The sequence below is a fragment of the Duganella sp. P38 genome (genome assembly GCF_050859475.1).
GTDB lineage: Bacteria > Pseudomonadota > Gammaproteobacteria > Burkholderiales > Burkholderiaceae_D > Rugamonas.
Genome location: NZ_CP193936.1, coordinates 3,622,470 through 3,636,229 on the forward strand (window position 1 = coordinate 3,622,470; position 13,760 = coordinate 3,636,229).

General features: G+C 66.2%; 13 protein-coding genes and 3 pseudogenes. 8 read left to right on the forward strand and 8 right to left on the reverse strand.

Translation table 11 applies throughout. The annotated features are described in order from the left end of the window. Positions 1-11 precede the first annotated feature (11 nt). Positions 12-1,004, forward strand: coding sequence for an ABC transporter permease (locus ACRQ5J_RS16735; protein ID WP_432378198.1), 993 nt, complete (start codon positions 12-14; stop codon positions 1,002-1,004). Next, positions 1,001-2,353, forward strand: a complete 1,353-nt coding sequence (locus ACRQ5J_RS16740) for an FGGY-family carbohydrate kinase (RefSeq protein WP_432378200.1) — start codon at positions 1,001-1,003, stop codon at positions 2,351-2,353. Before ACRQ5J_RS16735 ends, ACRQ5J_RS16740 begins: the two co-directional genes overlap by 4 nt. On the opposite strand, the pseudogene lldD reads toward ACRQ5J_RS16740, so the two are convergent. The 6 genes and pseudogenes from lldD to ACRQ5J_RS16770 all read right to left on the reverse strand — a co-directional run bounded on the left by lldD (position 2,350) and on the right by ACRQ5J_RS16770 (position 8,427). Then, positions 2,350-3,479, reverse strand: a pseudogene (gene lldD / locus ACRQ5J_RS16745) (FMN-dependent L-lactate dehydrogenase LldD). The gene ACRQ5J_RS16740 and the pseudogene lldD overlap by 4 nt on opposite strands. A gap of 73 nt (positions 3,480-3,552) precedes the next feature. Next, positions 3,553-4,596 carry an alpha/beta hydrolase gene (locus ACRQ5J_RS16750; protein WP_432378201.1) on the reverse strand — a complete coding sequence of 348 codons (1,044 nt, stop codon included), beginning with the start codon at positions 4,594-4,596 and terminating at the stop codon, positions 3,553-3,555. Continuing rightward, positions 4,593-4,778, reverse strand: coding sequence for a hypothetical protein (locus ACRQ5J_RS16755; protein ID WP_432378202.1), 186 nt, complete (start codon positions 4,776-4,778; stop codon positions 4,593-4,595). The genes ACRQ5J_RS16750 and ACRQ5J_RS16755 overlap by 4 nt, the downstream gene beginning before the upstream one ends. Before the next feature lie 108 nt (positions 4,779-4,886). After that, entirely contained in the window at positions 4,887-7,472 is a 2,586-nt protein-coding gene (locus tag ACRQ5J_RS16760) for a bifunctional aconitate hydratase 2/2-methylisocitrate dehydratase (protein WP_432378204.1), read from the reverse strand. A 134-nt stretch (positions 7,473-7,606) separates the two neighbouring features. Next, the gene (locus ACRQ5J_RS16765) at positions 7,607-8,008 is read right to left on the reverse strand and encodes a VOC family protein (RefSeq protein WP_432378206.1); all 402 of its coding nucleotides are present in this window, start codon (positions 8,006-8,008) and stop codon (positions 7,607-7,609) included. Further along, the gene (locus tag ACRQ5J_RS16770) at positions 8,008-8,427 is read right to left on the reverse strand and encodes a hypothetical protein (RefSeq protein WP_432378207.1); all 420 of its coding nucleotides are present in this window, start codon (positions 8,425-8,427) and stop codon (positions 8,008-8,010) included. Before ACRQ5J_RS16770 ends, ACRQ5J_RS16765 begins: the two co-directional genes overlap by 1 nt. A 105-nt stretch (positions 8,428-8,532) precedes the next feature. Here ACRQ5J_RS16770 and ACRQ5J_RS16775 point away from each other — a divergent pair, with 105 nt between their 5' ends. The 5 genes from ACRQ5J_RS16775 to ACRQ5J_RS16795 all read left to right on the forward strand — a co-directional run bounded on the left by ACRQ5J_RS16775 (position 8,533) and on the right by ACRQ5J_RS16795 (position 12,507). Next, positions 8,533-9,000 (forward strand): hypothetical protein, encoded by a 468-nt coding sequence (locus ACRQ5J_RS16775; protein WP_432378208.1) that lies wholly within the window; start codon positions 8,533-8,535, stop codon positions 8,998-9,000. Between the two features lie 116 nt (positions 9,001-9,116). Continuing rightward, positions 9,117-9,596 (forward strand): DUF1348 family protein, encoded by a 480-nt coding sequence (locus ACRQ5J_RS16780; RefSeq protein ID WP_432378209.1) that lies wholly within the window; start codon positions 9,117-9,119, stop codon positions 9,594-9,596. Between the two features lie 93 nt (positions 9,597-9,689). Continuing rightward, positions 9,690-11,045: a rhamnogalacturonan acetylesterase gene (locus ACRQ5J_RS16785; protein WP_432378211.1), complete on the forward strand. Its 1,356-nt coding sequence runs from the start codon at positions 9,690-9,692 to the stop codon at positions 11,043-11,045. Further along, positions 11,045-11,554, forward strand: a complete 510-nt coding sequence (locus ACRQ5J_RS16790) for a hypothetical protein (RefSeq protein ID WP_432378212.1) — start codon at positions 11,045-11,047, stop codon at positions 11,552-11,554. Before ACRQ5J_RS16785 ends, ACRQ5J_RS16790 begins: the two co-directional genes overlap by 1 nt. Then, positions 11,551-12,507, forward strand: coding sequence for a sialate O-acetylesterase (locus ACRQ5J_RS16795; RefSeq protein WP_432378213.1), 957 nt, complete (start codon positions 11,551-11,553; stop codon positions 12,505-12,507). The genes ACRQ5J_RS16790 and ACRQ5J_RS16795 overlap by 4 nt, the downstream gene beginning before the upstream one ends. A gap of 92 nt (positions 12,508-12,599) precedes the next feature. Here ACRQ5J_RS16795 and ACRQ5J_RS16800 read toward each other — a convergent pair. Together ACRQ5J_RS16800 and ACRQ5J_RS16805 are read right to left on the reverse strand one after the other, a co-directional pair. After that, positions 12,600-12,812: pseudogene (locus ACRQ5J_RS16800) on the reverse strand (aldehyde dehydrogenase family protein); the annotation flags it as partial. Positions 12,813-12,876: 64 nt separating this feature from the next. Next, positions 12,877-13,032: pseudogene (locus ACRQ5J_RS16805) on the reverse strand (aldehyde dehydrogenase family protein); the annotation flags it as partial. 168 nt (positions 13,033-13,200) lie between these two features. On the opposite strand from ACRQ5J_RS16805, the gene ACRQ5J_RS16810 reads away from it, so the two are divergent. Further along, positions 13,201-13,749 (forward strand): LysR substrate-binding domain-containing protein, encoded by a 549-nt coding sequence (locus ACRQ5J_RS16810; protein WP_432378214.1) that lies wholly within the window; start codon positions 13,201-13,203, stop codon positions 13,747-13,749. Positions 13,750-13,760: the final 11 nt, after the last annotated feature.

Here is a 13,760-nt window from a genome sequence, read left to right on the forward strand (position 1 = left end):
TACTTACATCCGTGGCCCACAATTCACGCCATGTCATCGCCGACAAGCCGGCCTTCAGGCTGCGCTCGGCGCTGGGGCGCTGGGAGACGCTGCTGGCGCTGCTGCTGGCGATCGCCTTTGCCGTCAATGGCGCGCTGCTGCCGACCTTCCTCGATCCGTACAACCTGGCCGACGGCACCTTCAACTTCAGCGAGAAAGCGCTGATCGCGTTGCCGATGGCGCTGCTCATCATCATCCGCGAAATCGATATTTCGGTGGCCGGCATCCTGGCCCTGTCGTCGGTGGCGATGGGCATGGCGCACACTGCCGGCGCGCCGCCGGAATCGCTGCTGCCGATCGCACTGGCGACCGGCATGGCCTGCGGCTGCCTCAACGGTGTGCTGGTGACGCGCTTCGCGCTGCCATCGATTGTGGTGACCATCGGCACGGTGTCGCTGTTCCGCGGCCTCGCCAGCGTGGTGTTGGGCGACAAGGCCTTCACCGGCTATCCGCAAATCATGGCGGACTGGGGCCAGGGCTATTTCTTTGACGTCATCCCGCGCGAGTTCGTGCTGTTGCTGGTGTTCGCCGCCGTGTTCGCGCTGGTGCTGCACGCAACGGCCTGGGGGCGCCGCATCTACGCCATCGGCAACAATCCGGTGGCGGCGCGTTTCTCCGGCATCCCGGTCGAGCGCTACCGGCTGGCGCTGTTCATGCTGACCGGTCTGATGGCCGGCCTCGCCGCCTGGCTGCTGACGGGCCGCATCGGCAGCACGCGGCCAAACATCGCCATGGGCTGGGAGCTGGAAGTCATCACCATGGTGATACTGGGCGGCGTCAGCATCGCCGGCGGCGCCGGCACCATGGGCGGCGTGCTGCTGGCGGTGCTCACGCTGGGCACGGTAACCTACGGCCTGTCGCTCGCCAACATCCCCGGCATCTACATGACCATCGTGGTCGGCGTGCTGCTGCTGGTGACCATCGCCCTGCCCCGCCTGCTTGGCGGCAAAAAGGTGGCCAAATGAGCGCCACCATCGTGCTCGACATCGGCAAGACCAACGTCAAGCTGGTGCTGCTCAACAGCGAAGGCGACACGCTGGCCACGCGCCGCATGCCGAATGTGCCGGCCACGGACGGCCCTTACCCCCATCACGACACCGAGCGCATCTGGCACTGGCTGCTGGACACGGTGCGCGGCTTGGCCGGCATGGCGCAGGTCTCGGCCATCGTGCCGGTCACCCACGGCGCCACGGCGGCGCTGGTTGACGACGCCGGCCTGGTGCTGCCGGTGGCCGATTACGAGTACGAGCCGCCGCCCGCGCAAACCGCGCATTACGCCGCGTTGCGGCCGGCCTACGCCGACACGCACTCGCCGCAGCTGCCCGCCGGCCTGAACCTTGGTCGCCAGCTCGCATGGCTGGCAGGCGCCTACCCCGAAGCGTTCGGCCGCGCCCGCCGCATCCTGATGTATCCGCAATACTGGGCATGGCGGCTGTGCGGCGTGGCCGCCAGCGAAGTCACCTCGCTCGGCTGCCATACCGATTTGTGGCAGCCCGCGCGGCAACAGTATTCCGCGCTGGTGGCCCACATGGGCTGGGGCGGCCTCTTCCCTCCGCTGCAACCGGCATGGGCGCCGCTGGGCGCGATCACGCCGGAGGTGGCCGGGTACACCGGACTGCCGCGCGACTGCCAGGTCATCTGCGGCATCCACGACAGCAACGCCTCGCTGCTGCGTCATCTGCACAGCGGCGGCGAGCCGCTGACGGTGCTATCGACCGGCACCTGGGTCATTGCCGCCGCCATCGGCCAGCCGCTGGAGCAACTGCGCGAAGAAGCCGACATGCTTGCCAACAGCAACGCCCTCGGCCAACCGGTAGCCTGCATGCGCTTCATGGGCGGCCGTGAATTCGGCGAACTGGCCGGCGCCGAGCCGCAAGTATGCGGTGTGCAGGATCTGCAAGACCTGATCGCGCAAGGAACAATGGCGCTGCCCTGCTACTCGGCCGCCGGCGGTCCGTTCGCCGGCCGCGCTGGCCGCATCGAAGGCCCGCCGCCGCAAGGCAAGCAGCAAGCCTACGCGCTGGCCACGCTGTACTGTGTGCTGATGAGCGACTACTGCCTGACGGCGCTCGGCGCCGCCGGACCGGTGGTGGTGGAAGGCAGTTACACGGACAATCCGCATTTCGCGCCGCTGCTGGCGGCGCTGCGTCCGCAGCAGTCGGTGTCGTCTTCGGCCGACACCAGCGGCACCACGTGCGGCGGCTGGATGCTGCATCACTGGGGCCAGGCGCCGCAAGCCGGCGGCACGGCGGCCACGCCATTGCATTTACCCGGCTGGCAGGCTTACCGCCAGCGCTGGCTGGAAACGCTCTAAGCCAGCAGGTGCGGGCCGATATCCTTGACCGACTTCACGCCGGTCAGCACCATATTGGTCCGCATATCTTTTTCCAGGATGGCCAGCAGCTTTTGCACCGCCGCCTCGCCGCCGACCGCCAGCGCGTAGACAAAGGCGCGGCCCAGCAGCACGCCATCGGCGCCGAGCGCCAGCAGGCGGAACACATCGGTGCCGGTGCGCGCGCCGCCGTCTGCAAAGATGCGCATCCGCTCCTTCACCGCCGCCGCAATCGCCGGCAGCGCCCTGGCGGTGGACAGCGCCCCGTCCAGCTGGCGGCCGCCGTGGTTGGAGACAACAATGCCATCGGCGCCGAACGACAAGGCATCGCGCGCATCATCCGCTTCCAGAATGCCCTTGATGATCATCGGGCCCTTCCACTCGTCGCGTATCCACTGCAAGTCCTTCCAGCCGATGGCCGGATCGAAATTGGCGCCCAGCCAGCCGATATAATCTTCCAGCTCGGTCGGGCTGCCGCGATAGGCCGAGATATTGCCCAGGTCGTGCGGCCGGCCCAGCAGGCCGACGTCCCAGGCCCAGCGCGGATGCATCAACGCCTGCATGATGCGCCGCTGCGCGCCATACGGCCCGCTCATGCCGCTGTGGGCGTCGCGGTAGCGCGCGCCCGGCACCGGCATGTCCACCGTAAAGACGAGTGTACTGGCGCCCAGCGCCGCGGCGCGTTGCAGCACGTCGCGCATAAAGCCGCGGTCCTTCAGCACGTACAGCTGGAACCAGATCGGCTGCGTCACCGCCTGCGCCACCTCGGCCAGCGGGCACACCGACACGGTGGACTGGATGAATGGAATCCCCCGCTGCGTGGCCGCGCGCGCGGCCTGCACCTCCCGCGGCGCGCGTACATGCCGGTCAGGCCGACCGGCGCCAGCGCCATCGGCAGGCTGTACTGCTTGCCGAACCATTCGGCCGACAGATCCAGCTGTTCCGAGCCTTGCAGCACGCGCTGGCGCAGCTTCACCTGCTGCAAGTCATCGACGTTGGCGCGCAGCGTCTGTTCGGCGCCAGCGCCGCCATCGAGATAATGGAACAGGAAAGGCGGCAGCTTGCGCCGCGCGGCCTCACGGAAGTCGGTAGCGGAGGAAATGATCATTATCGAGTGGTATCGAAAAATCGTGGTGGTCTAGTCTAACATTGCCATCGCCGCAATTCGAGTACTCCGCAATTCAATCAAATATTTGCTCAGATCCCGTCGTTCCCGCGCAGGCGGGAACCCATGGAACGCGTGCCTGATGCTCAGCATGGATTCCCGCCTGCGCGGGAATGACGGCGGCTACGCAGCCATGCGTGTACGCGGCTGCGGGTTGCCGCCGCCAGGCGGATCGGAAAGCGGATAAAGCCATGCGCGGCCTCGGGCAGCACATGGCACTCAACTTCCGCAGCGCGCCCCAGCGTTCAGCCAGCAGCATTGTGTCGTCGCGCAGCGGGTCGCGCTCGCCAGCGATCATGATGGCCGGCGGCATGCCGGCAAGGTCGCCATAAAGCGGCGACAAAGGCGGCTGTCGGCGTTGTTCATCGCTCAGTCCGGGCGTGAGCAGCCGCAGCGAGGACAGCATGGTCGGGCCGTGCAGCACCAGCGTGTCGGCGCCTGCAGCGCGCACGCTGGCCGTGCCGGCCAGGTCGTACACGCCGTAATACAGGACCGCGCCGTCGACGCGGCGCAGCAGCTCCGGCCATTCTTTCACGCGCAGCAGCGTGGCCGCCGCCAGATGGCCGCCGGCGGATTCGCCCAGCACATAGACCGGCAAGCCAGCATATTCGGGCAGGCCGTCCGCCAGCAGCCAGCGGGCGGCGGCGAGGCAGTCGTCCATGATCGCGGCCAACGGGCATGAGGTCGCCAGCCGGTAATCGACCGAGACGACCGCGACATCGCAGGCCGTCACCATCTCGGCGTTGAGCTGGTCGTTCATGCGGGCGTTACCGATAACCCAGCCGCCCCCATGAAAATCCAGCACGACAGCGCACGGCGGACTGGCGCCGCGCATGATGCGCACCGGCACGCTCAGCCCGCAGGCTTGCGCTATCCGCTGCTCGACGCGCACGCCGCCTGCGGCAAGCCTGACGCCGGCGCCAACTTGCGACAGCCGCAGCAAGCCTTGAATCAGGGCCGGCGTCACGCGGTTGCTGATTTTGAAGCGCGGCAGCCAGGCCAGTTTGCGATTGAAGGCGCGCGCTTCGGCCACGGTTGCGCTATGCGGCGCCAGGCTCATGGCGCGCAGTCGTCGCGGCGGCAGGTAGAAGAAAGAATGCGCTCGACAACCGAACGCGGCACATTACGAAACAGCAGATAGGCCGCCGCGCTGCGCTGGCCGTAGGTGCGCGCCCATTCAATGCCCTGCCGCACGATCGAGGCCTGGCGCGCATCGGAACGGGGTGTGAAATTGGTATCCATCCCCCACTATCTCACATCAGCCCGCCGCACGCTGTGCGGCGGCCAACAGACGGCCAATGAAAAAAGCCCCGCCAGACTACAGCGGGGCTTTGAACCGATGCTACAAGCTTACACTTGTACCGAGTCGGCGACGGTGCGGAACTCTTCGATCTGGTCGAAATTCATGTAGCGGTAGATGTCGGCGGCGTTCTTGTCGATCACGCCGATGTGCGACATATACTCTTCCCGCGTCGGGATGCGGCCCAGCGCCGAGCACACCGCCGCCAGTTCGGCCGAACCCAGGTACACATTGGTTTCGATACCGAGACGGTTAGGGAAGTTACGGGTCGAGGTCGACATGACGGTGGCGCCCTTGCGGATCTGCGCCTGGTTACCCATGCACAGCGAGCAGCCCGGCATTTCCATGCGGGCGCCGGTGCGGCCCAGCGTGCCGTAGTGGCCTTCGGCGGTCAGCTGCTGCGCGTCCATCTTGGTCGGCGGCGCGATCCACAGGCGCACCGGGATATCCGACTTGCCTTCCAGGACCTTCGAGGCGGCGCGGAAGTGACCGATGTTGGTCATGCACGAGCCAACGAAGACGTCGTCGATCTTCGCGCCGGCCACGTCAGCCAGGGTTTTCACATCGTCCGGATCGTTCGGGCAGGCCACGATAGGCTCGTGGATGTCGGCCAGGTCGATCTCGATGACGGCGGCGTACTCGGCGTCAGCATCCGGCGACAGCAGTTCCGGATTGGCCAGCCAGGCTTCCATCGACTTGATGCGGCGTTCCAGCGTGCGCTTGTCGTGGTAGTTGTTGGCGATCATCCACTTCATCAGCGTGATGTTCGAGGTCATGTACTCGATGATCGGCGCCTTGTCGAGGTGCACGGTGCAGCCGGCGGCCGAGCGTTCAGCCGACGCGTCCGACAGCTCGAACGCTTGCTCAACCTTCAGGTTCGGCAGGCCTTCGATTTCCAGGATGCGGCCCGAGAAGATGTTCTTCTTGCCTTTCTTGTCGACCGTCAGCAGGCCTTGCTGGATGGCGTACAGCGGAATCGCGTTGACCAGGTCGCGCAGCGTGACGCCCGGCTGCATTTCGCCCTTGAAGCGCACCAGCACCGATTCAGGCATGTCCAGCGGCATCACGCCGGTGGCGGCGGCGAACGCCACCAGGCCCGAGCCCGCAGGGAACGAGATGCCGATCGGGAAACGGGTGTGCGAGTCGCCGCCGGTGCCAACGGTGTCCGGCATCAGCAGGCGGTTCAGCCACGAGTGGATCACGCCGTCGCCCGGACGCAGCGCCACGCCGCCACGGTTTTCGATGAAGGTCGGCAGTTCGCGGTGCATCTTGACGTCCACCACTTTCGGATAAGCGGCGGTGTGGCAGAACGATTGCATCACCAGGTCGGCCGAGAAGCCGAGGCAAGCCAGGTCTTTCAGCTCGTCGCGGGTCATCGGGCCGGTGGTGTCCTGCGAGCCCACGGTGGTCATCTTCGGTTCGCAGTAGGTGCCAGGGCGGATGCCCTTGCCTTCCGGCAGGCCGCAAGCGCGGCCGACCATCTTCTGCGCCAGCGAGTAGCCCTTGCCGGTGTCGGCCGGGTTCTGCGGCAGGCGGAACAGTTCCGATGCCGGCAGGCCCAGCGCTTCACGCGCCTTGGCGGTCAGGCCGCGGCCGATGATCAGCGGAATCCGGCCGCCGGCGCGCACTTCGTCGAACAGCACGTCGGACTTGACCTTGAATTCAGCGATGACGTTGCCGTTTTTCAGCGCCTTGCCATCGTATGGGCGCAGCTCGATGACGTCGCCCATTTCCATTTGCGTCACATCGAGCTCGATCGGCAGCGCGCCGGCGTCTTCCATGGTGTTGTAGAAGATCGGGGCGATCTTGGTGCCCAGGCAAACGCCGCCGAAACGCTTGTTCGGGATGAACGGGATGTCTTCGCCGGTGAACCACAGCACCGAGTTGGTGGCCGACTTGCGCGACGAGCCGGTGCCCACCACGTCGCCCACGTAGGCGACCAGGTTGCCCTTGGCTTTCAGCGCTTCGATCTGTTTCAGCGGGCCGACTTTGCCCGGCTCTTCAGGATTGATGCCTGGACGCGGATTCTTCAGCATCGCCAGCGCGTGCATCGGGATGTCCGGGCGGGTGGTGGCGTCCGGGGCCGGCGAAAGATCGTCGGTGTTGGTTTCGCCGGACACCTTGAACACGGTCAGGGTCAGGCTTTGCGGCACCTCGGGACGCGAGGTGAACCACTCGGCGTCGGCCCACGATTGCAGCACGGCCTTGGCGCGGGCGTTGCCGTTGTCGGCCAGTTCCTTGACGTCGTGGAAGTAATCAAACATCAGCAGGGTTTTCTTCAGGCCTTCGGCGGCCACGTCGCCCACCACGTCATCGGCCAGCAGGTCGATCATCGGCTTGATGTTGAAGCCGCCCAGCATGGTGCCCAGCAGCTTGGTCGCCAGTTCGCGCGATACCAGCGGCGAGCTTTCCGCGCCCTTGGCCACGGCGGTCAGGAAGGCGGCTTTCACCTTGGCGGCATCATCCACGCCGGCAGGAACGCGGTTGGTGATCAGGTCGACCAGGAATTCTTCTTCACCGGCTGGCGGGTTCTTCAGGAGTTCGACCAGGTCGGCAGTCTGGGCGGCCGACAACGGCAGCGGAGGGATACCAAGGGTTGCACGTTCGGCAACGTGGGCGCGGTAAGCAGCTAGCATGAGAGTTCTCGTCAGGGTTGATTGCAGGGCAGGCAAGATCGACCGCCTGTTCTGACCGCTATTGTACACCAACAACTCTTATATAAGACATATAATAGGAGACGTTGGGTATTTTTTGCCACAGAGACACAAATTCAGCCCGGTTCAGGCGCCAGCCAGACCAGGTTCCACAGGTGGCCGTCGGGGTCCTCGAAGCCCTGGTCGTACATAAAACCATGATCTTCGGGCGGATGCGGAATGCGCGCGCCGCCGGCGACGGCCCTGGCGATCAGGCTATCAACCTCTTCCCTGCTCTCGCAGCTCAGGCAGATGATCACTTCGTTGCCCTTCTTGGCCTGCGCCAGCGGCTTGTCGATCAGCGAGCGGAAGAAGTCTTCGGTCAGCAGCATGACGTAGATGCTGCCCTCGACCACGGCCATGTAAGCCGAGCTATCGCCGCTGAAGCGGCCATCGAGGGTAAAGCCCAGGCCGGTAAAAAAGGCCTTGGAACGCTCCAGGTCCTTGACCGCCAGGTTGAAGATGATCCGCTTGTTCATCATGCCTCCATCGATGTGCCGACACCTAAAAATACTACGCAAATGGCGGTTAATAAACCCAAACCTGCGATTACATCGAGCAATCCGGCAAAATTGGGCATTGAAGGCAACGCTATTATCCTGAAACACACCAGCACGAAAGCGTACACCAGCAGCAGGACCCGCGACTGCGGGCTGGGGCGGCGCAATGCGCGGATCGCCACGCCGACTGTCGCCAGCGTGCCGCCCACAACAATGCCGAAGAACAGTACGCCGTCGCCGACGCAGCGCAGGAAGTTGCCGTTGTCGCAAACCACCAGCACCGGCAACAAGCCAGCCAACAAAGCCACCAGCACCATGCAGGCCAACATGAGCCAATGGATCGTCAGCAACAGCCAGGTTGCCGCATTGCGTACCTTCACCGGTGGCCATCTGCTCATGGTTTCATCCTGAAATTGACGCCAGCGCGGCTGGCCCTATGGCCGATTGACGTGCTTGCGTGAGTTGGTAGACTGCGGGTCCTTAATCATCGCACAGGATATTGAATGCAGAAAGTGAGCATCGCCCGATTGTTGTCCATAGCCCTGACGGCAGCGCTGTTCAGCGGCGCGGGGACGCCGGCCGCGCACGCCGCAGAACCGGAATTCGCCATCCGCAACGCCATGCGTCCGGGCGCGACAGCGCCGCACTGCCCGGCGCGCGGCGAAACGCCGGACGGCTGCACCTTCCACACGCTGCAAGATGGCGCGAACCGCGCGCGCCTGCCGCTCACCGGCGGCGCGTCCTGGACCGCCCATGCCTCCGAGCCGGCGCTGGTGACGATCCGCCACGGCGGCGAGGAAGCCGGCGCCGACGGCGTGCGCTACCAGCTGTTCGACATCGTCCCAACCAGGCCCGAAGACGCCGATATCACCGTCACCTTCGACAAGCTGACCGCAGCGCCGGCGAAGGTGGTCGAACGCCGCCGCGTGACTGTGATGAAGCACAGCCACGCGAGCTGGCACGAGCACTAGCCGCAGGCAGGCCGTGGATTGCGCGGCGCGCAATTGAGAATTGTCGCCAGCAGCCTGCCAGCGTTGCCGCATCGCGCCTACACTGGCCGCTGACAAACCACTCCCAAGGAGGCAGCATGAGTTCCACCAGCGCAGCGCGTCCGCCGCTCCCACCATTCACCCGCGAATCGGCCACCGAGAAAGTCCGCCTGGCGGAAGACGGCTGGAACTCGCGCAATCCGGAAAAGGTCAGCCTGGCCTACACGCCGGACAGCAGCTGGCGCAACCGCGCCGAATTCGCTACCGGCCGTCACGCCATCGTGCAATTCCTCGCGCGCAAATGGGCGCGCGAGCTGGATTACCGGCTGATCAAGGAATTGTGGGCGTTCGAGGGCAACCGCATCGCCGTCCGCTACGCCTATGAATGGCATGACGACTCCGGCAACTGGTTCCGCTCCTACGGCAACGAAAACTGGGAGTTCGACGGGCAAGGCCTGATGCAGCGCCGCTTCGCCTGCATCAACGACCTGCCCATCGCCGAAGCTGACCGCAAGTTCCACTGGCCGCTGGGCCGGCGCCCGGATGACCATCCCGGCCTGAGCGAACTGGGCCTGTGAACCACTCAGCATTCTGATTACATGGCGCCGGGGAATTGACACCATATGGCGGAATCCCGATACTCGGACTCACACCAAGACGGAGATCCGCCATTGAACCAGTTTGAACCGATCCTGCTGGCCCTGACGCTGACGCTGGCCGGCGCCAGCAGCGCCGCGTACGCTGCGCACGCGGCGCCCGGCCTCTGGCGCTTTACCTTCGACGCTGCACAGCAGGCGGCCGGCGGCACGCTGGTGCGGCCCGACATGCAATACAGCAGCGCGCGCGGCTTCGGCTTTGAACCGGGCGCCGCCGTGCGTATCGCGGCCGACAACGGCCGCCCCGCCTACCTCACCAGCGACAGGCCATTCTTCTTTTCGGCCGACCTCCCGGAGGGCAACTACAACGTCACCGTCACCCTCGGCGGCGCGCAGGCGGCCACCACCACCGTCAAGGCCGAACTGCGGCGGCTGATGCTGGAACAGGTTGCCACTGCCCCCGGCGCCACCGTCACCCGCAGCTTCACCGTCAACATCCGCACGCCGCGCATCCCCGCCGTTGGCGGCATCGCGGCCGGCCGCGTCCAGCTCAAGGAGCCGCGCGAAACGGTGCAGGAAGCCTGGGCCTGGGACAAGCGGCTGACACTGGAATTCAACGGCGAGCGCCCCGCCATCCGCGCGATCGACATCACGCCGGTGCAGGCCCCAACCATCTTCGTGCTGGGCGACTCCACCGTCTGCGACCAGCCGGGCGAACCGTACAACAGTTGGGGCCAGATGCTGCCGCGCTTTTTAAAGCCCGGTGTAGCCGTGGCCAACCATGGCGAATCGGGCGAGACTTACCGCGACTCGCTGGCGCGCCGCCGGCTGGACAAAATCCTCAGCGCCATGCGGCCGGGCGACACGGTGCTGATGCAGTTCGGCCACAACGACCAGAAGCAGATCAAGGACGGCAAAGGCGGCCCCTTCACCACCTACAAGGACGAAATCCGCGCCCACGTCGAGGCCATCCGCGCCCATGGCGGCACGCCGGTGATTATCTCGCCGATGGAGCGCCGCCGCTTCGACGACAGCGGCAAGATCGTGCCGTCGCTGGCCGACTACGCCGAGGCCGCGCGCCAGTCCGCGCAGGAATTGCAGGCGGCCTTCATCGACCTCAACGCGATGAGCAAGCCCTTCTATGAAGCGCTGGGACCGGAACTGTCGCAGCACGCCTTTGCCGAACGCGAACCGGGCCGCATCGACAACACGCACCACAGCAATTACGGCAGCTACGAGCTGGCGCAGGCGGTGCTGACCGGCATGCGCAAGGCCGGCGTGCCGGCGGCCGCGCTGATTGCCGACGGCTACGGCAACTTCGAGCCGTCGCGCCCTGATCCGGTGGCGGCCTTTGCCGTGCCGCCGAGTCCGCAATTCAGCAACGACACACCGCTCGGCGACGATAACGTCGGCCAGCGCGGCCAGCCATGATGGCGCCGAAGCGCGCGTGGCGACCGGTGGCGCTGGCCGCCGCCCTGCTGGCGTGCGGCGACGCCGCGCTGGCTGCGGTGCGGCTGCCGGCCATTTTATCGGACCACATGGTGCTGCTGCGCGCCCCGCAAGTGCGGGTGTGGGGCTGGGCCGATCCGCAGGAGGCGGTGCGGGTGGAGATCGGCGGCCTCAGGGGCGCGGCGCAGGCGGACAGCCAGGGCCGCTGGTCGGTGCTGCTGGATACCACGGCATTGCCGCGCCAGCCGCTGACCATGACCGTGCACGGCCGCGACAACACGCTGACCGTCAACGACGTGCTGGCCGGCGAAGTATGGCTGGGTTCCGGCCAGTCGAATATGGAAAAGGCGCTGGTTGAGCAGCGCGGCAGGCGCGCCGCCGACAACTTCCGCGAGGAGATCGCGGCGGCCGACTATCCCGAATTGCGGCTGTTCCTGGTGCCGAAAAACGTGCCGCGCAACCGGCCGCGGACGTCGATGGGCGCTGGGTGATATGCAGCCCGGAGTCGATCGCAGCGACCGAGTTTTCCGCCACCGCCTACTACTTCGGCCGGCGCTTGCATCAGGCGTTGCAAACGCCGGTCGGCATGATCGCGTCCAGCTACGGCGGAACGCGCATCGAGCCGTGGACCGAGGCTGGCGCCGCCACCACGGCGATCCCCGCCGCGCCGCAAGGCCATGCCGATGACGGCCAGAAGGAGCCGCAGGCGGGCGGCTTGTACAACGCCATGATCGCGCCGCTGACGCCGTACGCGATACGCGGCGTCATCTGGTATCAGGGCGAGTCGAATGTGATCGGCGGCGAGCAGATGGCGCTGTACGCCACCAAGATGGAGGACCTGGTGCGAAGCTGGCGCCAGCAATGGGGCGCGCAATTGCCGTTCTACTATGTGCAGGTGGCGCCGCATTCCTACAGCGTTATACGCAAGGCGCGCGTGCCTGATCCGCACACGCTGCCGGAATTGTGGGAAGCGCAGGCTGACGCCCGGCGCATTCCGGGCAGCGCCATGATCGTCACCACCGATCTGGCGGACGACCTGGCTGATATCCATCCGCGCGACAAAACGCAGGTCGGGCGGCGGCTGGCCAACCTGGCGTTGCGCAAGACCTACGGCCAGGCTGGCGCCGAAGTCGATAGCCCGAGCTACCGTGGCATGGAGATCCGTGGCGCGACCTTGACGCTGTCCTTCGACCACGCCGCCGGACTGCGTACACGCGACGGCAAGCCGCCCAGCCATTTCGAACTGGCCGGGGCCGACGGCGTCTACCATCCGGCGCAGGCCACGCTGCGGGGCGAGCAGGTACAACTGGCCAGCGCCGCCGTGGCCGCGCCGGTGGCCGCGCGTTTCGCCTGGCATGAAGATGCGCAACCCAATCTGATCAACAGTGCCGGCCTGCCAGCAGTGCCCTTCCGCACGCAGCGCCCCGCCGCGCCACCGCGCTGAAGCGCGCCCTGCTCAGGCAGGCGCGGCTTACGATGCCGCCGGCCCGGCTGCTGGCGCCGGGCGCGCTGTTTAGTTCAGTTCGCCATTATGGATCACGCCGGAGCATCGATCCAGATGGTTTTGACTTCGGTGTACTGGTCGTGCGCCCACTGCGACTTGTCGCGGCCGCCGAAGCCGGACTCCTTGTAGCCGCCGAACGGCGTCGTCACGTCGCCCTCGCAGAAGCAATTGACGGTGACCACGCCGGCGCGGATAGCCCGCGATAGCTTCAGCGCGTTGCGCAGGTCGTCCGTGTATACCGAGGCGGGTGTTCTGGCATTCGCGGATCGGCTTGCCGCTGTCCAGGCTTTCCATCACGGCCAGTTCATGCGCGTGCTGTTCCAGCAGGCCGGTGAAGCGCAGCAGCGTGTGCTTGCGCTCGTTCGGCGACAGCCGCGGCCAGCGGCCATCCTCATCGGCCGCCTTGGCGTTGGCCACGGCGACATCCACGTCTTCCGGACCGCAGGCGGCGATGTGGGTCAGCACCTTGCCGGTGGCCGGGTTGGTGGTCTCGAAGGTTTTGCCCGATAGCGCCGCCGCGGGACCGCACTGTTCGACCGGGTCGGCCGCTCGGTCAGGCTGACCGCGGCCGGGTCGATCTTCTTCGAGGCGGCGCAGCTGTCCTTCCTGAATATCGCCCAGGCTGCCGCGCGGGTGCGCAAGGACTACGGCGGAAATTCGCGCCTCACGGTGGTGGTGTGCTGCTCGCCGGCGTTTTCGGCGCTATGGATGTCGCACCGGCTGCCGAGCTTTTTCAGCGCCAATCCGGACATCGACCTCGACCTGGTGACGACGCAGAACTTCCTGTCGCTGGAACCGGGCATGCATCCGGACATCTTCATCACCAAGATGCCGCGCGTGCGCGACGGCTATGTCAGCCTGCCGCTATTCCACGACCGCATCTATCCGGTGTGCACGCCGGCCTATCTGGCCGCGCATCCCGACCTCCGCACGCTGGAGGGATTGCGCAACGGTGTGCTGCTCAACCTGAGCCCGTACGGCCGGTCGCAGGTGGCCGAGCACGTGGACTGGGCGGTATGGCTGGCGATCCACCGGCTCGACATCGAAGAGCGCCCGCAGCACGGCGCGCACTACTTCAACGCCAACGACTACAACCTGCTGATCCAGATGGTGCTGAGCGACCTGGGCGTGGCGCTGGGCTTCGACCAATTGGTGAGTCCGCTGATTGAAAAAGGCTGCTGACGCGCCCGGTC